The organism is Pseudomonas fluorescens group sp. PF-1, assembly GCF_054481335.1.
The window spans coordinates 2,828,477-2,848,028 of sequence record NZ_JBTMNG010000002.1; the positions used below are offsets into that span (position 1 = coordinate 2,828,477).

A 19,552-nucleotide genomic window follows, 5' to 3' on the forward strand; every position below is an offset into this window, starting at 1 on the left:
ATGAAGATTCGTTTTGATAGTCGTAAGGAGCTGAGCCCGACTCAGGAGCAGGGATTGAACGTGCTCTATGCACCGGGCAAGCGCACGGCGTTTCGCGTGCGCTGGTATTTGATCCTGTTTCTGGTCGCCAGCCCGTTAATCTGGCTGGGTGGCAAGCTGGCCTACGGCATGCTGATGATCGACGCGCCGGCTCAGTTGCGCTTGCCGATCATCGAAGTGCGCGCGCGGGACAGCGGTCGGGTCGAGCAACTGTTGGTCAAGGCCGGCGACCAGATTGGCGTCGATCAGCCACTGGTCAATCTCGACAACCCCGAATGGCGCGCCCGGTTATCGCAACTGGCGGCCCTGCCGACCAACACCACACCGGTACGCAATACCAAATTGGGCGGCAGCGAGCGTCAGCTGCTCAATACCCGCATAGGCCGGGCACAGGCGCGCGTGAAGGTGCTGGAAGATCTGGTGTCGCGTGGCGCCGTTTCGCCGGGGGAAGTGTTGACGGCCAAATCCGAACTCGATGGTTTCAGGGCCGACCTGTTGGCGTTCGAGCGCCGCGAGCAACTGGCCAATCAGGCGCCGTTGAGCGTCGAGCGAGATGTCATTCAACAGAACGCCGAGCAGCAGTGGCTGAAGACGCGCCTGGCTGCGCTGCCGATCAAGGCTCCGCAGGGCGGACGCGTGGCGGAAGTCATGGTCAATCCCGGTGAAAACGTCGGTGCCGGGACCTTGCTGATGCGCATCGAACGACAGGAAGACCCGCTGCTGTGGATTTACCTGGAGCCGCAGAACATCAGCTACGCCGCGATTGGCCAGGCGTTGCGCGTTCGCATGCCCAATGGTGACTGGCTGCAGGCCCATGTTGTCCAGGCAGTGGACAGCGCCGGGCGCACGCCGACAGTGTTGCGCGGACCGTTTACGGCCAGCGAAATGGGTTTGCAGGTCGCGGCCCGGTTTGATCACCCGCTGCCGGCGAAGTGGCGAATCGATCAACTGCCGTTGAATGTAAGGTTTCCCACCGACTGGCAACAGATGTTCGCCGACAGCCGTGAACTCATCGAGCAAGTGGGGGACCTGATTGCCATGGGTCGGGCATCGGTCGTCGCCCAGGAAAGTCGGTGAAAGGCCACGGCGATCAGGCATCGCCGACCTGACGGGCACTTGGCCTGGGGCGGCCTCTCAGACGTACTGATGACGGCGTGCAGTGGCGGCGATTTCGGTCGCCTGCAGATGCTCGGCCAGCACATCGTTCAAGAACCGGAACTGATCGTTGAGCCCGACCACTTCGTTGTTGAAGTGATTGGCGGCGGCCGGAATCAGCAGCGCTTCGAATTTTTTGTCGAATACCAGGGTCAACACTTTACGAGACTCGAAAGGTTGCGAGTAATAGTTGTTGCCAAACACCGGGAAGCTCACGGACAGGGTGACTTCGTTGATCATGACGTGCGCTCCTCGGAGAGGACGAACCAGCCGAATGCACTCAATGTGAAGGCCGTCAGGGCCAGACAGGTCAGGAGATGGATCAGCATGGTACGGCCCTCCGCTACAGGGTTTCGTGTTGGGTTGGAGTTGATCCTACGCTGACGGTGGTGGGGTGGAAGGCATTCGTGGCGATGATGAATATCGATGCAAGTGATGGTCGAAGCCGGCGGGCGAAGCCGGCCTTGGGAACAAGATCCGTGCCGAGCCGACCATGGCTGACACCTATACTCAATTAAGGGGCTCTTGAACACTGAACATCCCGTTGGGAGCCGACTTTGGGAACTGCGATCTTGAACCTGCGCTGGTTGATCGTCGTCATACTGATGCTACTGGCGGGGTGCGCCACGCCACCGCGTGCGCCAGTGGCACCGCCCATCATTATTTCTCCCAGCACCTGGCAACAAGTGGATCGGGAGATCGTCCAGGCGTCGCAATCGGCGACCGAGCAGACAAAAATCTACGCCCACGGTGCCATGGATTACTGGCGCACGCGGGTCTATGAGTTGACCGAGCAGAACTTCATTCCCTGGTTCAGCAGTTACTGGACCCAGGAATGGCTGTCGATGAAGGTCAGCTGGTACACCATCAACGCCAAGGGCGAGCAGGACGCCACGGAAAAGCGTCTGGCCGCTTATCTGCTGGAGCAGTATCAGGAAAAGGTCCTGGCGCCGGTGGCGGTGGAGATCGACCCGAATGCGATTCTCAGCCTGGCGGCGGCCTTTTACGTGGACATTCTCAAGGAAGAACTGCAGAAAATTTCCCAGCGCCATGGCGTGCCGATCGCGCAACTCAATGGCCGTATCCAGAAAATCCCGGCCATTGCCCTTGGGCCACCACCGGCCCGGGACGCCTCGCTTTATCAGGTCGTTTACACCGATTTGAACACGTTGCCGGCGTACTCCGCGCTGGTCGACAAGATCCACAAGGCGGGCGGTAATAAAGGCGTTGGCTCGACCGACACCGCCATGGCGCCGGTAGCCAGGCGCGCAAGCCAACGGATGGAAGCCGAAATGGCCCCGCGCGGGGCGGCCAGTGCAGTGGCGGCGGCCGCCGGCAAACTCGCCGGGGGATTGATTACCGTGGGGGTGGCGGGGGTTCGCGCATTGATTCAGGCCGCCGACCGGCCGGACAGCGAAGCATTGATCCGCAGCAGTCTGGGCAACACCTTCGACAAAGCCTGGATCAAGCTGGTGCAGGACCCGAACACCGGTGTCATGGCCGGGACCCTGTACATGGCGGCCCAAATCGAAGGCAGCCTGGCACAGAGCGCTCAACCGCCGGTCGGTTCAAGCGTGGGGTCTGTCGATTGGAGCCCGACTGAATCGACTACTCAGCATCTCAACCCATGACCCAAGGAGAACAACCCATGTCTTATGTCGATGGTTTTATCGCGGCAGTGCCCACCGCCAATCGTGAGAAATTCAAGAAACACGCCGAAATCGCCGCCATGATTTTCAAGGAAAACGGCGCGTTGAGCCTGGCCGAGTGCTGGGGAGAGGACGTGCCGGAGGGCAAGGTCACCTCGTTCCCGATGGCGGTAAAACTCAAGGAAGACGAGACCGTGGTGTTTGGCTGGATCATCTGGCCGGACAAGGCCACCCGCAATGCCGGTATGGAAAAAATGATGAAAGACCCGCGCACGCAGGCGGACGTCAATCCGATTCCGTTCGATGGTCAGCGCATGGTGTTCGGCGGCTTCGAGCTGCTCGTCCAGGCCTGAGGCGGGCTCCGGGGTCACTCCGCCGTCGGGGTGATCCTGCAGCTCTTGCGATGGCGGATTTCGTCATCGGTCGGCCGTACCCTGATGAATTCGAAACGCGGCTCGCCTTCGCTGTAGTGCACCAGCCAGCCCCATTCCAGTTCGAACTCATCCTGGCCGGGCCTGGGCGGCTCGGCCCACCATGGTTCCTTGCTGATGATCTGTCGCATGACCCCTCCGGTTGAATCGCTCGCCTCAACTATAGACCCGTGGCGAGGGCGCTTGCCGACGCGTCACAGGTTGTACACTCATGCGGTCTCCCGCCGAGGTGTCCTGCATGAATGACGAATCCCGCGAACCGTTCAAACGACTGTTTTTTGCCCTGGATTGCGCCCCCGCGCAACGCAAGGCCATCGCCCAGTGGCGTGGTGCGCTGCAACTGCGCAGCGGGCGGCCGGTGCCGGTGGAGAACTTCCATCTGACCCTGAAGTTTCTGGGTGCGGTGGCGGTGGGGCAGATTGCGGACATTTGCACGGCGGTCGCGTCTGTACGCATACCCGACGCGCGTTTGACCGTGGCGCTGGATCGACTGGATGTCTGGCGCAGGGCAGGGGTGTTGGTATTGGCGCCGGAACAGGCACCGCCGGCGCTGTTGCGCCTGGTGTATGACCTGGAACAGGCCTTGTTGCCGTTTGGACTGGAGGATGCGCCACGGGAGTTTCGTCCGCACCTGACCCTGGCCCGCGACTATCGGGCGTCGGTGCCGGAGTCCAGCTCGGCGCCGGATTTTTTCCTGCGTGCCGACCGCTTCACCCTGTTCGAATCCCATAAGGGCCGCTACCGGGCGCTGGCGGATTGGCCGCTGGGGGCTGCGTAGGCACTGCTACAAAAAAAAGGCGCCCGAGGGCGCCAACATTCACCTTAACCGAGGAGCCAGGTGAGTGATGCAGCGGTGGTAAGGCGCTGCATGAATGTCAATCGGAAAATCAGATTTCAACCTGCGCGCCCGACTTGTAGGCGCGAGCGATAGCGGCATCAGGTGCACTGAATCAGTTACCCAGCTTCACCTTGGTCCAGCCCCGGGTCATCACCCGCTGCACACCGATCGGCATGTCGGGAATGGCATACAGGGTCGCCATCACTTCCTGGGACGGATACGAACCCGGATCGTTGCGAATCGCTTCATCCACCAATGGCGTAGCAGCCGCGTTGGCGTTGCTGTAGCCGACGTTGTTGGTGATCTCGGCGATGATGTCCGGGCGCATCAGGAAATTCATGAACAGGTAGGCGTTCTCGACGTTGGCGGCATCACGCGGGATGGCGACCATGTCGTAGAAACTGCCGGCCCCTTCTTTGGGGATGCTGTAGTCGATCTTCACCTTGTCGCCGGCTTCCAGGGCGCGGGCCTTGGCTTGAAGCACGTCGCCGGAGTAGCCGACCGCCACGCAGATGTTGCCGTTGGCCAGGTCCGAGATGTATTTCGACGAATGGAAATACGCCACCGACGGACGAATCTTCATGAACAGCGCTTCGGCTTCGGCGATGTGTTGCTTGTCCTGATCGTTCACCGGGTAGCCCAGGTAGTGCAGGGCAGCCGGGAGCATCTCGGTCGGTGAATCGAGGAAACTGATGCCGCAGGCTTTGAGCTTTGCGGCGTTCTCCGGTTTGAACAGCAGGTCCCAGGAATTGGTCGGGGCATTGGCGCCGAGCACTTCCTTGACCTTGGCCGCATTGAAACCGATACCGATCGAGCCCCACATGTACGGGAACGCGTGGCTGTTGCCAGGGTCACTGGCGGAGGCGTTCTTCAGCAGGACCGGATTGAGGTTTTTCCAGTTCGACAGTTTGGATTTATCCAGTTCCTGATAGACCCCGGCCTTGATCTGCTTGGCCAGGAAACTGTTGGACGGCACGACGATGTCGTAACCGGATTTACCCGCCAGCAGACGTGCCTCAAGGGTTTCGTTACTGTCGAACACATCGTAGGTCACCTGGATGCCGGTCTCGTCTTCGAACTTCTTGACGGTGTCCGGGGCAATGTAATCCGACCAGTTGTAGACGCGCAGTACCTTGTCATTGGCCTGGGCGCCGGTGGTCATCGCGCCCAATAAGGACAGTGTCAGCAGAGTCCTGCCAAGCATTTTCATCGGTACAACTCCATTTCTTTTCTTATTCAAATACATAAAACAAAAATGCAGTGGTGCTTGTGTGCCCTGTAGGAGCGAGCGTGCTCGCGATGGACGTCAACGATGACGTGGGCTGCCTGAATTAACGCGGCGTCCTTGGGTCCATCGCGAGCAAGCTCGCTCCTACAGGTCGGCGGCACTAGGCCGTCGCTTCTACCATTTGCTTTTTAGGTTGTTGCCACGATTCGCTGGCAGTCTGGTCCATCGCTTCCTGGATCGCCCGCTTGCGGGTGGCTTCGGCACGGCGGCTGAAGTACCAGACCATGAAGGTCACGATCGAGACCGCCAACAGGATCAGGCTGGCCACGGCGTTGATCTCGGGCTTCACGCCCAGACGCACCGCCGAGAACACTTCCATCGGCAAGGTCGTGGAACCCGGGCCGGAGACGAAGCTCGCCAGTACCAGGTCATCCAGCGACAGGGCGAACGACATCATGCCGCCGGCTGCCAGGGATGGCGCGATCATTGGAATGGTGATCAGGAAGAACACCTTGAACGGCTTCGCACCCAGGTCCATGGCCGCTTCTTCGATGGACAGGTCCAGCTCGCGAAGGCGCGCGGAGACTACCACTGCCACGTAGGCGGCACAAAAGGTGGTGTGGGCGATCCAGATGGTCACGATGCCGCGTTCCATCGGCCAACCGATCAGTTGCGCCATGGCCACGAAGAGCAGCAACAGCGACAGACCGGTGATCACTTCCGGCATCACCAGCGGTGCGGTGACCAGGCCGCCGAACAGCGTGCGACCCTTGAAGCGGGTGACGCGGGTCAGGACGAACGCCGCCAGTGTTCCCAAAGCCACGGCCGCCAGCGCGGTGTAGCAGGCGATCTCAAGCGAACGCACCACCGAACCCATCAACTGGGTGTTGTCGAGCAGGCCGGCGTACCACTTGAACGACCAGCCACCCCATACCGTCACCAGTTTCGAGGCGTTGAACGAGTAGATCACCAGAATCAGCATCGGCAGGTAGATAAACGACAGGCCGAGCACCAGCATCATTTTTGAGAAGCCGAAACGTTTCATCCCCGTGCCTCCATTTCTTTGGCCTGACTGCGGTTGAACAGCAGGATCGGCACAATCAGGATCAACAGCATCACCACCGCCAGGGCGGACGCCACCGGCCAGTCGCGGTTATTGAAGAACTCTTGCCACAGCACGCGGCCGATCATCAGGGTCTCGGGACCGCCAAGCAGTTCCGGGATCACGAACTCGCCCACCACAGGAATGAACACCAGCATGCAACCGGCGATGATGCCGTTCTTGGCCAGCGGCACGGTGATTTTCCAGAAGCTGTTGAAGGTGCTCGAACCCAGGTCCGACGCCGCTTCCAGCAAGCTCTGGTCGTGTTTGACCAGGTTGGCGTACAGCGGCAGGATCATGAACGGCAGATACGCATACACCACGCCGATATAGACGGCGGTATTGGTGTTGAGGATCTCGATCGGGTGCGACGTCAGCCCGGTCCACATCAGGAACGCATTGAGCAGACCGTTGTTGCTGAGGATGCCCATCCAGGCGTAGACGCGGATCAGGATCGCGGTCCAGGTCGGCATCATGATCAGCAGCATCAGGACGTTTTGCGCTTCCTTGCTCGCCTTGGTAATGGCGTAGGCCATCGGAAAACCGATCACCAGGCACATCAGTGTGCTGAACAGCGCGACCTTCAACGAACCCAGGTAGGCGGAGAGGTACAGCTCATCTTCGCCCAGCAAGGTGTAGTTGCCGATATTGAGCAACAGCTGGAATTTCTGCTCGGCGTAGGTGTAGATCTCCGAGTAGGGCGGAATGGCCAGGGCCGCTTCCGAGAAGCTGATCTTCATGACCAGGAAGAACGGCAACAGGAAGAACAGGCACAGCCACAGGAAAGGAATCCCGATGACGAGTTTTCGTCCACTGGGCACCAGGCGCAGGAATTGCTGATTGAAGGTTCTCATGCGCGCAGTACCACGCCGCTGTCGTCTTCCCACCACACGTAGACCTGATCGTCCCAGGTCGGACGTGCGCCACGGCGTTCGGCGTTGGCCATGAACGACTGCACAATCTTGCCGCCAGGCAGCTCCACGTAGAACACCGAGTGGCCGCCGAGGTAGGCGATGTCATGCACCTTGCCGCTGGACCAGTTGTAGCGGGCCTCTGGCTTGGTGGTGCTGACCAGCAGTTTTTCCGGGCGGATGGCGTAGGTGATCGACTTGTCCTGCACCGAAGTGCTGACACCGTGACCCACGTAGATCTTCTGTTCCAGGTCCGGGCTGTGAATGATCGCGTAACCTTCCAGGTCTTCGACGACGGTGCCTTCGAAGGCGTTCACGTTGCCGATGAACTCGCAGACCATGCGGCTGACCGGTGCTTCATAGATGTCCACCGGGCTGCCGATCTGGGCGATCCAGCCCAGGTGCATGATGGCGATGCGCTGGGCCATGGTCATGGCCTCTTCCTGGTCGTGGGTCACCATCACGCAGGTCACGCCCACGCGTTCGATGATTTCCACCAGCTCCAGCTGCATCTGCGAACGCAGCTTTTTATCCAGTGCGCCCATCGGTTCGTCGAGCAGCAGCAGCTTCGGACGTTTGGCCAGGGAACGGGCCAGGGCCACGCGCTGGCGCTGACCGCCGGACAACTGATGAGGTTTGCGCCTGGCGTATTGGGTCATGTGCACCAGGCGCAGCATTTCTTCCACGCGGGCGTCGATTTCCGCGGCTGGCAAACGGTCCTGCTTGAGGCCGAAGGCAATGTTCTGCGCCACGGTCATGTGCGGGAAGAGTGCGTAGGACTGGAACATCATGTTGATCGGCCGCTCGTAGGGCGGCATGTCGGTGATGTCGACACCGTCGAGCAGGATCCGGCCTTCGGTCGGGCGCTCGAAGCCGGCGAGCATGCGCAGCAGCGTCGATTTACCGGAGCCGGAGCCACCGAGCAGGGCAAAGATTTCGCCCTGATGGATTTCCAGGGACACATCGTCCACAGCGGTGGTTTCGTCGAATTTCTTGGTGACGCGGTCGACTTTTACCAACACCTTTTTCGGTGCCTGGTGACCTTCAAGAGCCTTCCTGTAGATGCTGGAGGCGTTTGCCATTTGAAACTCCCAACAGGTTTCAGTCGTCGGGCCAACGCGGCCTGACTTAATAGTTGATTGCAAACCCTTGCCGGACGGTGCCAGTCAGTCGAAACGCTGGTCCCCTGTGGGAGCGAACTTGCTCCCACAGAGTCTTGCGTTTGACTCACTGGCCCGCACCGCTCGGGTTTATTCGGCGCCGCCGTCCTGGCTGCCTGGTAGTACTTGTTGTTATTGCAGTGTGTTGTTGTCGTGAGGGACCGGCGCGCACAAGCGCGCCCGCCGGGCTCACGGGGGCAGTGAAATCGTTGAATCGTGTTTGAGTTCGTCAGTCAGCGCCCATGACGCAGCGCTGCCCGTTGCCGGCACGCTTCGCCAAACGCCTGGAAAATTCTCAAGTAGGGCGGATTCGACAGGACCTGCCATTCCGGGTGCCACTGCACGCCGAGGGCAAAGGCCTTGCTGTGCTCGACCGAGATCGCCTCGATCAAGCCGTCCGGCGCAAGCGCTTCGGCGCGCAGGCCGGGGGCGAGTCGGTCGATGCCCTGGCTATGAATCGAATTGACCTGGAATTGCGTGGGCAGGTCCAGTGCCTGGAACACGCCGCCCGGTTGCACGTCGACGGTGTGCGCCGGTGCGTATTGCACCGCCAGGTCAGGGTGGTTGGCTTCGCGATGATCGAGGAAGCCGGGCAACTCATGGACCTTCTGATGCAGGCTGCCACCGAACGCCACGTTCATCTCCTGAAAGCCACGGCAGATGCCGAGCACCGGGACGCCAGCCGCAATGGCCGCACGAATCAGGGGAAGGGTGGTGCGATCCCGCTGGGGATCGTGTTCCGTGCCGGGAGCGCTGTCCGGGCCTTGATAGTGGAAGGGTTCCACGTTCGAAGGCGAGCCGGTCAACAACAGACCGTCGAGCTGCGGCAGCAGATCATCGATTTCGGTCAGTTCAGCCAGGGAAGGAATGACGACGGGCAGCCCCAGTGCCGCAACGCTGACAGCACGCAAGTACTTGTCGCCGCTGACATGGTAGGGGTGCAGGCCAATCTGTTTGACGCATGCAGTAACGCCGATCAATGGCTTGAATGCCATTTTTATCACCTCGAAGTTTCACACTTGAACGAGCTTTTCCGGAGCTTAGCCTTGTTGATTTTAATTAACAACTCTCATGTAAAAAATTCTAAACGCCGTACGTCTGAAGATCAGGATTTACCTGCGTTTGAGCGATGATATGGCACTCTCGTGCCGCTGAGAGGCCCTAAAATAAACGCTGAAAGGCTGAGTGTTCGCTATTGACTTCACTTTGCCTTTCGGATTGACTGGGCTCGTGAAAGGGCGGTGAACATAATAATTAACAGTAAAAAATAGGTGCATCATGTCGGTCCCTCTGCGTACCGTTCAACTCAACGAAGCAAACGCATTCCTTAAGAAATATCCTGAGGTTTTGTACGTCGACCTTCTGATTGCGGATATGAACGGTGTGGTGCGCGGCAAGCGCATCGAACGCACCAGTCTTCATAAGGTTTACGAGAAAGGCATCAACCTGCCGGCGTCGCTGTTCGCGCTGGACATCAATGGCTCGACGGTGGAAAGCACCGGCCTGGGCCTGGACATCGGCGACTCTGACCGAATCTGCTACCCGATCCCCGGCACCCTGAGCATCGAGCCATGGCAGAAGCGCCCGACCGCGCAACTGTTGATGACCATGCACGAGCTGGAAGGCGAACCGTTCTTCGCTGACCCGCGTGAAGTGTTGGCCAATGTAGTGCGCAAGTTCGACGACCTCGGCCTGACCATTTGCGCCGCGTTCGAACTGGAGTTCTACCTGATCGACCAGGACAACGTGAACGGTCGTCCGCAGTCGCCACGTTCGCCGGTATCCGGCAAGCGTCCGATGTCGACCCAGGTGTACCTGATCGACGACCTCGACGAATACGTCGACTGCCTGCAGGACATCCTCGAAGGCGCGAAAGAGCAGGGCATCCCGGCCGACGCCATCGTCAAGGAAAGCGCCCCGGCGCAGTTCGAAGTGAACCTGCACCACGTGTCCGACCCGATCAAGGCGTGCGACTACGCGGTCCTGCTCAAGCGTCTGGTGAAGAACATCGCCTACGACCACGAGATGGACACCACCTTCATGGCCAAGCCTTATCCGGGCCAGGCAGGTAACGGTCTGCACGTCCACATCTCGATTCTCGACAAAGAAGGCAAGAACATCTTTGCCAGCGAGGATCCCGAGCAGAACGCCGCACTGCGTCACGCGATCGGCGGTGTGCTCGAGACCCTGCCGGCGCAGATGGCCTTCCTCTGCCCGAACGTCAACTCCTACCGTCGCTTCGGCGCACAGTTCTACGTGCCGAACTCGCCGAGCTGGGGCATCGACAACCGTACCGTGGCAGTGCGCGTACCGACCGGTTCGGCGGACGCCGTGCGCATCGAACACCGCGTGGCCGGTGCCGATGCCAACCCGTATCTGCTGATGGCCTCGGTCCTGGCGGGCGTGCACCACGGTCTGACCAATCAGATCGAGCCGGGCGCCCCGGTGGAAGGCAACAGCTACGAGCAGAACGAACAGAGCCTGCCGAACAACCTGCGCGACGCACTGCGCGAGCTGGACGACAGCGAAGTCATGGCCAGATACATCGACCCGATGTACATCGACGTGTTCGTGGCGTGCAAGGAAAGCGAGCTGGCCGAGTTCGAGAACTCCATCTCCGACCTTGAGTACAACTGGTACCTGCATACCGTCTGACGGCGTTGGCGGCGTACACAAAATGTGTCTACGCCGCCAACCCTGTGGGAGCTGGCTTGTCGGATCGCCGCATCGCAGCGATTGGATCAGACGCCATCAATATTGGCTGTGATGCCGCCATCGCTGGCAAGCCAGCTCCCACAGGGATCGCATTTCATATTTTTTGATTGGGCGGGTATTCGCCCAACGATCACTCAATTCCCCTGCGTCGAGTCACAACAATGACAATTACTCGCAGCGACTGGGAGCAACGCTTCCAGTCCCTAACCATCGAAAGCCGTGCCTTCATCGACGGTCAGTACTGCGCGGCCGCCACTGGTGCCACGTTCGAATGCATCAGCCCGGTCGACGGTCGCTTTCTGGCGAACGTCGCCAGCACCGACGAAGCCGATGCCAACGCCGCCGTCGCCGTTGCCCGGCGTACCTTCGAGTCCGGCGTCTGGTCCAGGCTGGCCCCGGTCGAGCGCAAGCGCATCCTGATCCGTTTCGCCGATCTGATCCTGGCCAACCAGGAAGAACTGGCGCTGCTCGAAACTCTCGACATGGGCAAGCCGATCAGCGACTCCATGAGCATCGACATCCCGGCGACCGCCAACGCGATCCGCTGGACCGCCGAAGCCATCGACAAGATCTACGACGAAGTCGCCGCCACGCCCCACGATCAACTCGGCCTGGTCACCCGTGAACCGGCGGGTGTGGTCGCGGCCATCGTGCCGTGGAACTTCCCGCTGATCATGGCCAGCTGGAAGTTCGCCCCGGCCCTGGCGGCGGGCAACTCGTTCATCCTCAAGCCTTCGGAAAAGTCGCCATTGACGGCGATCCGCATCGCGCAGCTGGCGCTGGATGCGGGCATCCCCAAAGGCGTGTTCAACGTTCTGCCGGGCTTCGGCCACACCGTCGGCAAGGCGCTGGCGCTGCACATGGACGTCGACGTGCTGGCCTTCACCGGCTCCACGGCGATCGCCAAGCAACTGATGATCTACGCCGGGCAGAGCAACATGAAACGCGTCTGGCTGGAAGCCGGCGGCAAGAGCCCGAACGTGGTCTTTGCCGACGCGCCGGACCTGCGCGCAGCCGCCCAGGCGGCAGCCAGCGGCATCGCCTTCAACCAGGGCGAAGTCTGCACCGCCGGCTCGCGCCTGCTGGTGGAGCGTTCGATCCGCGATCAGTTCATCCCGTTGCTGGTCGAAGCCCTGCAAGCCTGGAAACCGGGTCATGCGCTCGATCCTTCGACCACCGTCGGCGCCGTGGTCGATCAGCGTCAGCTGGAGAACGTGCTGCGTTACATCGGCATCGGCAAGGAGCAGGGCGCTCAACTGATCGCCGGCGGCAGTCGCACCCTCGAAGAGACCGGTGGCCTGTACGTGGAACCGGCGATTTTCGACGGCGTGACCAACGCCATGACCATCGCCCGTGAAGAAATCTTCGGCCCGGTGCTGTCGCTGATCACCTTCGACACCGCCGAGGAAGCCCTGGCGATTGCCAACGACAGCATCTTCGGCCTGGCGGCCGGGGTCTGGACCAGCAACCTGAGCAAGGCCCACACCTTCGCCCGTGGCCTGCGCGCCGGCAGCGTCTGGGTCAACCAGTACGACGGCGGCGACATGACCGCGCCGTTCGGCGGGTTCAAGCAGTCGGGTAACGGTCGGGACAAATCGCTGCATGCGTTCGACAAGTACACCGAGCTCAAAGCGACCTGGATCAAGCTCTAAGCCCTTTTAAGCGGCGGTCGCTTGCACGTTGCCGGCGACCCTCGGAGAAACCTATGAAACAAACACATGTAAACAGCTACTACGCCGCCACCCGCAACTTCACCGGCGATTTTCCGGTGCTCGAAGAACTGGTGGAATGCGACGTCTGCGTGATCGGCGCCGGCTACACTGGCCTGTCCTCGGCACTGTTCCTCGCCGAAGCGGGCTACAGCGTCACCGTGCTGGAAGCCGCCAAGGTCGGTTTCGGCGCCAGCGGTCGCAACGGCGGTCAACTGGTCAACTCCTACAGCCGCGACGTCGATGTCATCGAAGAGCGCTATGGCGACAAGACGGCCGAAGTCCTGGGCAGCATGATTTTCGAAGGCGCCGACATCATCCGTCAGCGCATACAGCACTACGACATCCAGTGCGACTACCGCCCGGGCGGCATCTTCGCCGCGATGAACAAGAAGCAACTCAAAGGCCTGGCCGAGCAGAAAAAAAGCTGGGAGCGCTACGGCAACAAGAACCTGAAAATGCTCGACGCGGCCGATATCAAGCGCGAAGTGGGTTCCGAGGCCTACGTCGGCGGCTTGCTGGACATGCAGGGCGGCCATATTCACCCGCTGAACCTGGCCCTCGGTGAAGCTTCGGCAATCATTGGCCTGGGCGGCAAGATCTTCGAGCAATCGGCAGCGGTGGAAATCACCTACGGCGAACCGATCACCGTGCGCACCGCCAAGGGCGTGGTCCGTGCCAAGTACCTGCTGATCGCCGGTAACGCGTACCTGCCGCAAGGCCTGGACAACCGCGTGACCAGCAAGAGCATGCCGTGCGGTTCGCAGATCGTCGTGACCGAGCCGTTGACCGAGCAACAGGCGCGCAGCCTGATCAAAAACAACTACTGCGTCGAAGACTGCAACTACCTGCTCGACTACTACCGCCTGACCGCCGACAACCGCTTGCTCTACGGCGGTGGCGTGGTTTACGGCGCGCGCGAGCCGGACGACATCGAACAACTGATCCGCCCGAAAATCCTCAAGACCTTCCCGCAATTGAAGGACGTGAAGATCGACTACCGCTGGACCGGCAATTTCCTGCTGACCATGTCGCGCATGCCGCAATTCGGCCGTATCGAGAAAAACGCCTACTACATGCAGGGCTACAGTGGCCACGGCGTCACCTGCTCTCACCTGGCCGGCAAACTGATCTCGGAAATGATCCGTGGCGACGCCGAGCGTTTCAACGCGTTCGCCTCGCTGCCGCACATGCCAATGATCGGCGGGCGCACTTTTTCGGCGCCGCTCACCGCCATGGGCGCCGCGTATTACTCGCTGCGCGACCGGCTAGGGATTTAAGTTTTACCTCGCCGGCGGTCGCCCCGAAAAGGTGTCGCCGGCTTTTTAACCTGTGGGAGCGAGCCTGCTCGCGATGGCGTCAGCTCAGCCAGCATCGAAGTCGCCTGACACACCGCAATCGCGAGCAGGCTCGCTCCCACAGTTTGTACTGCATCAAGGCATAGGCCATTTTCGACCACCGTTTATCGAACCTGCTGAGCAACACCAACAAACGTGATTTAATAGCCGCCTTTCACGGTTCAGGGATAGGGAAAACGGCAGGATCCGCGCCTGTTTTCTACCCCCATTACCCTTAAGTCGTTCTTGCATAAGGCTGTCATGGATACGGGTTCTCGACTCAAATTAGTACGCGAAAGCTACAAACTGTCCCAGCGCGAGCTGGCCCGGCGTAGCGGCGTCACCAATGCCACCATCTCCCTGATCGAACAGAATCGCGTCAGTCCTTCCGTCAGCTCCCTGAAAAAGCTGCTCGAAGGCATTCCCATGTCCCTGGCGGACTTCTTCACCTTCGATCAACCCCCGCGCGAGCATCAATACGTGTTCCGCGCCAACGAACAGCCAGACCTGGGCCGCAACGGCCTGCGCCTGCTGCTGATCGGCGCTTCCGTACCGAGCCGGCAGATGCGCTTGCTGCGCGAGCAATACGCGCCGGGCGCCAGCTCCGGGGAAGAACCGATCGTGCACACCGAAGGCGAGGAGTGCGGGCTCGTCACGCGTGGCACGGTTGAATTGACGGTGGATGGGCAGATCAGCGTATTGAATGCCGGGGATGGCTATTACTTCCCGACGACCTTGCCCCATCGGTTCCGCAATATTGGGGCGGATGAGGCGGAGATCATCAGTGCGAACACGCCGGCGAACTTCTGATATGGGTTACTGACAGGCGTTACATTCACGGTGGTTAATAAAAAATCCGATGCCCGTTCAGGCGTCGGATTTTTTGGTTGCGGCTGGTCGGGCAAACTGTTGAGTCAAAGTTTCAAACACGGGTTTCGAAAATAGGGATTTGCGCCAGGTATTTAAGCGTCTCGCAATACTCGACTCTTCAACGATCAGGCGAAATTTTTGTACGTCCAGAACCACCCCCCGCCGTCTGGACCATCAAAGTCAACTTCAATTCCCATCCGGAAACCTGAAGTTAAATCACTCGAAACCCTCATGATGCGTTCGTAGCTGTGCCACGCGTTGTCCTGCCACATGGCATCCGGGGATACAAGCTTTCCAGAAGAGTGCCCAGCGCTCGTGAATTCAATATTTATATTGGCCCGATACTTGGGTGGATACCCCATGGCGACCATTCTGTATCTATCAATCATGATGTACCAAATTTGCCCATCTTTTCGATATCTGAATTCTACATCCGCTATGAATTGGTTTTTTCCAGCTCCTATCCCCCCTGTCGCAGTAATTAAACCTGTTGGCGCACCTTCCCAATAGTCTGAAACGGTGTGGGATTTGGGGCGAATGTATGAGCCGGTTTTTTTTAGATGTTCTTCGACGTCAGCTTCAACTTCATTGTTAATCAATTCTGATTCGTTCACGATGATCACCTGACTTGTTTCCATTTGTTGGGGTTTACTTAGTTGGTTTTGATTCATGACAGATGCTATGTGGGGATGCTTGTTGGCTGCTACTGTCATTAATGACAGTTCACTAGACCTTTTTGTTTGTTTTGATTTTATTGAGTGACATTTTACGAATATCCAGTGTGCCGCTATTACTCATTGGTGGGAGGACAGGGGGGGGCGCCATGGTTGATCGGTTTTTGGCCCCAACCACTCCGGCATAAACAACAAACCCCTGAACGGTCAGGGCTCTGTTGGTTGTGAAATGACCCAGGCCATCAACCCGCAGAACCTGCGGGTTATTTTGCAGCTAAAAGTCGTCACTACTCCTTCGGCACCTCAAACCCACGCTGCTCAATCACCCGAAACACATCACTCACATCCTGGACCATGATCCGGGCGATGTTGGTGATGGTGTTGATGTCGTTTTCGGCACAGTCGGGGAGGCTGGTGCAGGCCATGAGGTGCAGGTATTGGAGGACGGCGTTGAGGCGTTCGCTGACGCAGTTGTGCAGTTCGCGCAGCGGGGCGTCGCTGTCGATGAGCAGGACGGGGTAGTGGGTGGCGAATTGGGACATGGGGGTGAAGCGACGGGGTGGGTGTTGATTCGACATGGTGATAATCCTGATAAAAGAAGAATTGCCACCGCTCTGCTGCGAAACAAATGGGTGGCAGCTGTGCGCGGGTTCGCAGACCGGGGACCCACACCAAAAACCCGGCAGACCCGAAGGTCTCCCACGCACAACCGCCATAAAACTAATGCAACCAAAAGCGGCCGAATCATGCCTGACGGTTCTTAGGTGTCAATCCAGAGGGCTGCGAAACCCATCGCTATTTGTGTCAGCGGCGAGGCGAATATAGGCGTCCATTTTCATGCTCGCAACCGGGCTGTAGGACGCTTTGGCGAGCGTTTTGGCAAGGCTGATAGCCAATGTTTACGGGCTTTTGCGGTATTTCGGACAGTGCGCAGGGGCTTGGGAATTCGGGGGCAGGGTTTGGGGCCGCTTCGCTGCCCAACGGGGGCAAGCCCCTTCGCCACAAGAGGTAATTTCCTACAGGGTTTTCGGAAGTCCAAAATCAAAGGTACGTCCGACTGGGGCCGTCGTCTTCGACGGCTTCCATGTGGATTCGGTTGTGGGAAAAGACAAAGCTCCGATTGATCGGCAAAGCTGTTTGGTTGTGTAAGAACACAGTATGTGTGTGCGAGCTTGCCCCTACAGGTATTGCATTAGCTTTGCATCCCGGGATCGCGTGAAGAACCTCATTTTATTGGGGTGCAAAGTTCCACCAGCGTTCCGTCCGGGCAGCGCACGTAGGAGACGGTCTGGCCCCAGGGTTTGGTCAGCGGGGCGGCCACCTCGTGGGCCCCTGCGTTCAGGGCTTTGGCGTGGGCGGCGGGGACATCGTCGGTGACGAGGCCGACTTCCATGCCCAGCGGTTTCACGCTGGTGTGGGCGCTGATGTGACCGCCGTTGAAGTTCATGGCGGCCAGTTCGTCGGCGGCGAAAGCCAGGGCGGTTTCACCGGTTTCGAGTTCGCCGTAGGTGTTGGATTCGTGGAGGAATCGCGTGGTGAGGCCGAACGCGGTTTCGAAGAATTGCAATGAGGCGGGGACGTTGGCGACGTAGACGATCAGGTAGCCGAATTTCATGGGTGAACATTCCTTGTTTTGATATGGCGGGGGTAATGTAGCAGAGTCGCAGCGCTTGCTCGCAATGGGCTGGACAGTCGACATGGAGGTTGAATGTCAGGTCCTCATCGCGGGCAAGCCCGATCCCACAGGCTTCTTTGGAGGGGGATGCTTGTGATTCAACTGATCGACAGCAGCATCCTTTGCAGCATTTCATCGCAGCCGTTCAATTGCTCCAGGCTGACGAATTCGTCCGGTTTATGCCCCTGATCCATGCTGCCCGGCCCGCAGACCACGGTGGGTATTCCTGCGGCGTCAAATAGCCCGCCCTCGGTGCCGAAGGCTACGGTGCCGAACGCTCGGGAACCGGAAAACCCGGCGATCAGCTCCGCGGCTTCGCTGTGGGCTTCGGTTGCCAGGCCGGGATACGCCGATAACTCGCTGAAGCGAATCTCGCTCTGTTCGCTCACGGCGCGCATGCGCGGCAATACCTGCTGCTCGGCGTAGGTCTTCAGTGCCTGCGCCACCTCGCTCGGATCGTGTGAGGGCAGGGCGCGGATTTCAAAATCGAAGCGGCAATCGGCGGGGACGATGTTCAAGGCCTTGCCGCCGGCAATGACGCCGGTTTGAACGGTACTGAACGGTGGGTCGAAGCGCGCGTCGTGATGCTCGGGGGCTTTGAGCCGGTGGCCGATGCGTCCCAGTTCGCCGATCAGTTCGGCGGCGTATTCGATGGCATTGACCCCCTGCGGCGCATAGGCGGAATGGCAGGCCTGGCCGTGAATGTCGCAACGCATCGCCAGTTTGCCCTTGTGGCCAAGCACCGGTTTGAGCTCGGTGGGCTCGCCAATGATGCAGAGCATCGGTTTGATGGGGCGCTGTTCCAGGGCTTTGAGCAAGGACCGCACGCCGAGGCAGCCGACTTCTTCATCGTATGACAGCGCGATGTGCACCGGCCGCCGCAGGTTGGCCGTTACCAGCGCCGGAACCAGCGCCAGCACGCAGGCGATGTAGCCTTTCATGTCCGCCGTGCCGCGACCGTAGAGCTTGCCGTCTCGCTCGCTGAGTTCGAACGGCGCGACGGTCCACGGCTGGCCGTCCACGGGCACCACGTCGGTATGCCCCGACAGCACGATGCCCGGACGATCCGCCGGGCCGAGGGTCGCGAACAGATTGGCCTTGCTGCGCTGCTCGTTGTAGATCAGTTCGCAAGGCACATCGAAGCGCGCGAGGTAATCGCGGACAAACTCGATCAGCTGCAGGTTGGATTCGCGACTGGTGGTATCGAAAGCCACCAGGGTTTTCAGCAAATCGCGGCTGCTGTTCATCGGTCGTCTCCGGCGACGCCGTAGCCAGGGGATTTGTCGGGAGCGAGGGCGCGGTCGATGTAGTCCTGGACTTGTGGGCGATAGGCGTCCCAGAGCTTTTGCAACTGACCGATCGGGTTTTCGTCGGCCCAATCGACTCGCAGGTTGATGATCGGCCAGGTCAGTTCACCCACCACCACCATCGCCGCCGAATGCACCGGCCCGGCTTCGCCACCTGCGGCAATGGCCGCTTTCATCGCGGCGAGCAGGCGGTCGGCGAGTTGACCTTCGCCGTGCTCGAACGCCTGGACCATGGCCTCGATCACCGAACGATCGGCCAGCATGTTGCCCGCCGCCACGCATTGTTCGCCCGACACGGCATTGTGGTTGCCCAGGGTTTGCGCGCCGCTGAAGTGCGCGGTGCGGCCGAGGTGGTCGATGGCGGTGACCTGCCGATACTGGCTGTAACCGTTGCGGGTCAGCACCTTGTCCAGCGCGTCGGCCGGCGCGAGGCCCTGTTCCATGAGGGCGAGGACTTCCGGGCCGAGGGACGGCAGGGTGATGTTTTGCGTGGACACCGCGCCGACACCGGGCAACAGCCAGGGGCAGCGGGCGCCGACGGCGATGCTCGAGGAACTGATCGCGATGCCGAATTGACCGGTTTCGGGGCAGCGTGCGGCGATGGAAAAGGTCATAGGTGTGTTCCTTGGTGTGCCTTGTCGAATGGGGTGTCTGGGCGGACGCCATTGCTGGCAAGCCCGCTCCCACAGATGATTGTGTGGATGCGACGATCCCTGTGGGAGCTGGCTTGCCAGCGATGGCAGCCACTCGGT

General features: G+C 60.0%; 20 protein-coding genes. 8 read left to right on the forward strand and 12 right to left on the reverse strand.

The window, feature by feature from the left end; translation table 11 throughout:
* On the forward strand, nucleotides 1–1,116 hold the full coding sequence (locus ACX3YD_RS27885; RefSeq protein ID WP_458961570.1) for an HlyD family secretion protein: 1,116 nt from the start codon (nucleotides 1–3) through the stop codon (nucleotides 1,114–1,116).
* Nucleotides 1,117–1,173: 57 nt separating this feature from the next.
* Here the strand turns inward: ACX3YD_RS27885 and ACX3YD_RS27890 are convergent, their stop codons facing one another.
* Complete coding sequence (locus ACX3YD_RS27890; protein ID WP_103404817.1) at nucleotides 1,174–1,434, reverse strand: hypothetical protein; 261 nt, start codon at nucleotides 1,432–1,434, stop codon at nucleotides 1,174–1,176.
* A gap of 332 nt (nucleotides 1,435–1,766) precedes the next feature.
* Between ACX3YD_RS27890 and ACX3YD_RS27895 the strand changes: the two genes are divergently transcribed.
* The gene (locus ACX3YD_RS27895; RefSeq protein WP_458962089.1) at nucleotides 1,767–2,825 is read left to right on the forward strand and encodes a hypothetical protein; all 1,059 of its coding nucleotides are present in this window, start codon (nucleotides 1,767–1,769) and stop codon (nucleotides 2,823–2,825) included.
* A gap of 17 nt (nucleotides 2,826–2,842) precedes the next feature.
* Complete coding sequence (locus ACX3YD_RS27900; protein ID WP_103404193.1) at nucleotides 2,843–3,196, forward strand: DUF1428 domain-containing protein; 354 nt, start codon at nucleotides 2,843–2,845, stop codon at nucleotides 3,194–3,196.
* A gap of 14 nt (nucleotides 3,197–3,210) precedes the next feature.
* Here ACX3YD_RS27900 and ACX3YD_RS27905 read toward each other — a convergent pair whose 3' ends face one another.
* Nucleotides 3,211–3,405, reverse strand: coding sequence for a hypothetical protein (locus ACX3YD_RS27905; protein ID WP_047528004.1), 195 nt, complete (start codon nucleotides 3,403–3,405; stop codon nucleotides 3,211–3,213).
* Between the two features lie 107 nt (nucleotides 3,406–3,512).
* On the opposite strand from ACX3YD_RS27905, the gene thpR reads away from it, so the two are divergent.
* On the forward strand, nucleotides 3,513–4,052 hold the full coding sequence (gene thpR, locus ACX3YD_RS27910; protein ID WP_458961571.1) for an RNA 2',3'-cyclic phosphodiesterase: 540 nt from the start codon (nucleotides 3,513–3,515) through the stop codon (nucleotides 4,050–4,052).
* A 172-nt stretch (nucleotides 4,053–4,224) separates the two neighbouring features.
* Here the strand turns inward: thpR and ACX3YD_RS27915 are convergent, their stop codons facing one another.
* From ACX3YD_RS27915 to ACX3YD_RS27935, 5 genes are all read right to left on the reverse strand, one after another.
* A complete protein-coding gene (locus ACX3YD_RS27915) occupies nucleotides 4,225–5,322 on the reverse strand; it encodes a polyamine ABC transporter substrate-binding protein (RefSeq protein ID WP_103404195.1) in 1,098 nt (365 codons plus the stop codon).
* Between the two features lie 178 nt (nucleotides 5,323–5,500).
* Nucleotides 5,501–6,385, reverse strand: coding sequence for an ABC transporter permease subunit (locus ACX3YD_RS27920; RefSeq protein WP_090320155.1), 885 nt, complete (start codon nucleotides 6,383–6,385; stop codon nucleotides 5,501–5,503).
* Nucleotides 6,382–7,263 (reverse strand): ABC transporter permease subunit, encoded by an 882-nt coding sequence (locus ACX3YD_RS27925; protein WP_167361848.1) that lies wholly within the window; start codon nucleotides 7,261–7,263, stop codon nucleotides 6,382–6,384. The genes ACX3YD_RS27920 and ACX3YD_RS27925 overlap by 4 nt, the downstream gene beginning before the upstream one ends.
* Nucleotides 7,264–7,292: 29 nt before the next feature.
* Nucleotides 7,293–8,435: a polyamine ABC transporter ATP-binding protein gene (gene potA, locus ACX3YD_RS27930; protein WP_103404197.1), complete on the reverse strand. Its 1,143-nt coding sequence runs from the start codon at nucleotides 8,433–8,435 to the stop codon at nucleotides 7,293–7,295.
* 311 nt (nucleotides 8,436–8,746) lie between these two features.
* Nucleotides 8,747–9,508: a gamma-glutamyl-gamma-aminobutyrate hydrolase family protein gene (locus tag ACX3YD_RS27935; RefSeq protein WP_103404198.1), complete on the reverse strand. Its 762-nt coding sequence runs from the start codon at nucleotides 9,506–9,508 to the stop codon at nucleotides 8,747–8,749.
* A gap of 283 nt (nucleotides 9,509–9,791) precedes the next feature.
* On the opposite strand from ACX3YD_RS27935, the gene ACX3YD_RS27940 reads away from it, so the two are divergent.
* The 4 genes from ACX3YD_RS27940 (at nucleotide 9,792) to ACX3YD_RS27955 (ending at nucleotide 15,084) form a co-directional block, all read left to right on the forward strand.
* Complete coding sequence (locus ACX3YD_RS27940; RefSeq protein ID WP_103404199.1) at nucleotides 9,792–11,168, forward strand: glutamine synthetase family protein; 1,377 nt, start codon at nucleotides 9,792–9,794, stop codon at nucleotides 11,166–11,168.
* A 221-nt stretch (nucleotides 11,169–11,389) separates the two neighbouring features.
* On the forward strand, nucleotides 11,390–12,880 hold the full coding sequence (locus ACX3YD_RS27945; protein ID WP_103404200.1) for an aldehyde dehydrogenase: 1,491 nt from the start codon (nucleotides 11,390–11,392) through the stop codon (nucleotides 12,878–12,880).
* Between the two features lie 53 nt (nucleotides 12,881–12,933).
* Complete coding sequence (locus tag ACX3YD_RS27950) at nucleotides 12,934–14,217, forward strand: NAD(P)/FAD-dependent oxidoreductase (protein WP_458961572.1); 1,284 nt, start codon at nucleotides 12,934–12,936, stop codon at nucleotides 14,215–14,217.
* Nucleotides 14,218–14,535: 318 nt separating this feature from the next.
* Nucleotides 14,536–15,084, forward strand: a complete 549-nt coding sequence (locus ACX3YD_RS27955) for a cupin domain-containing protein (protein WP_103404202.1) — start codon at nucleotides 14,536–14,538, stop codon at nucleotides 15,082–15,084.
* Nucleotides 15,085–15,269: 185 nt separating this feature from the next.
* Here ACX3YD_RS27955 and ACX3YD_RS27960 read toward each other — a convergent pair whose 3' ends face one another.
* From ACX3YD_RS27960 to ACX3YD_RS27980, 5 genes are all read right to left on the reverse strand, one after another.
* Entirely contained in the window at nucleotides 15,270–15,815 is a 546-nt protein-coding gene (locus ACX3YD_RS27960) for a hypothetical protein (protein WP_458961573.1), read from the reverse strand.
* A 290-nt stretch (nucleotides 15,816–16,105) separates the two neighbouring features.
* Complete coding sequence (locus ACX3YD_RS27965) at nucleotides 16,106–16,396, reverse strand: fructose-bisphosphate aldolase (RefSeq protein WP_458961574.1); 291 nt, start codon at nucleotides 16,394–16,396, stop codon at nucleotides 16,106–16,108.
* A 647-nt stretch (nucleotides 16,397–17,043) separates the two neighbouring features.
* Complete coding sequence (locus tag ACX3YD_RS27970; protein ID WP_458961575.1) at nucleotides 17,044–17,433, reverse strand: VOC family protein; 390 nt, start codon at nucleotides 17,431–17,433, stop codon at nucleotides 17,044–17,046.
* A 158-nt stretch (nucleotides 17,434–17,591) separates the two neighbouring features.
* A complete protein-coding gene (gene argE / locus ACX3YD_RS27975) occupies nucleotides 17,592–18,740 on the reverse strand; it encodes an acetylornithine deacetylase (RefSeq protein WP_458961576.1) in 1,149 nt (382 codons plus the stop codon).
* Nucleotides 18,737–19,414 (reverse strand): DUF1028 domain-containing protein, encoded by a 678-nt coding sequence (locus tag ACX3YD_RS27980; protein WP_458961577.1) that lies wholly within the window; start codon nucleotides 19,412–19,414, stop codon nucleotides 18,737–18,739. The genes argE and ACX3YD_RS27980 overlap by 4 nt, the downstream gene beginning before the upstream one ends.
* Nucleotides 19,415–19,552: the final 138 nt, after the last annotated feature.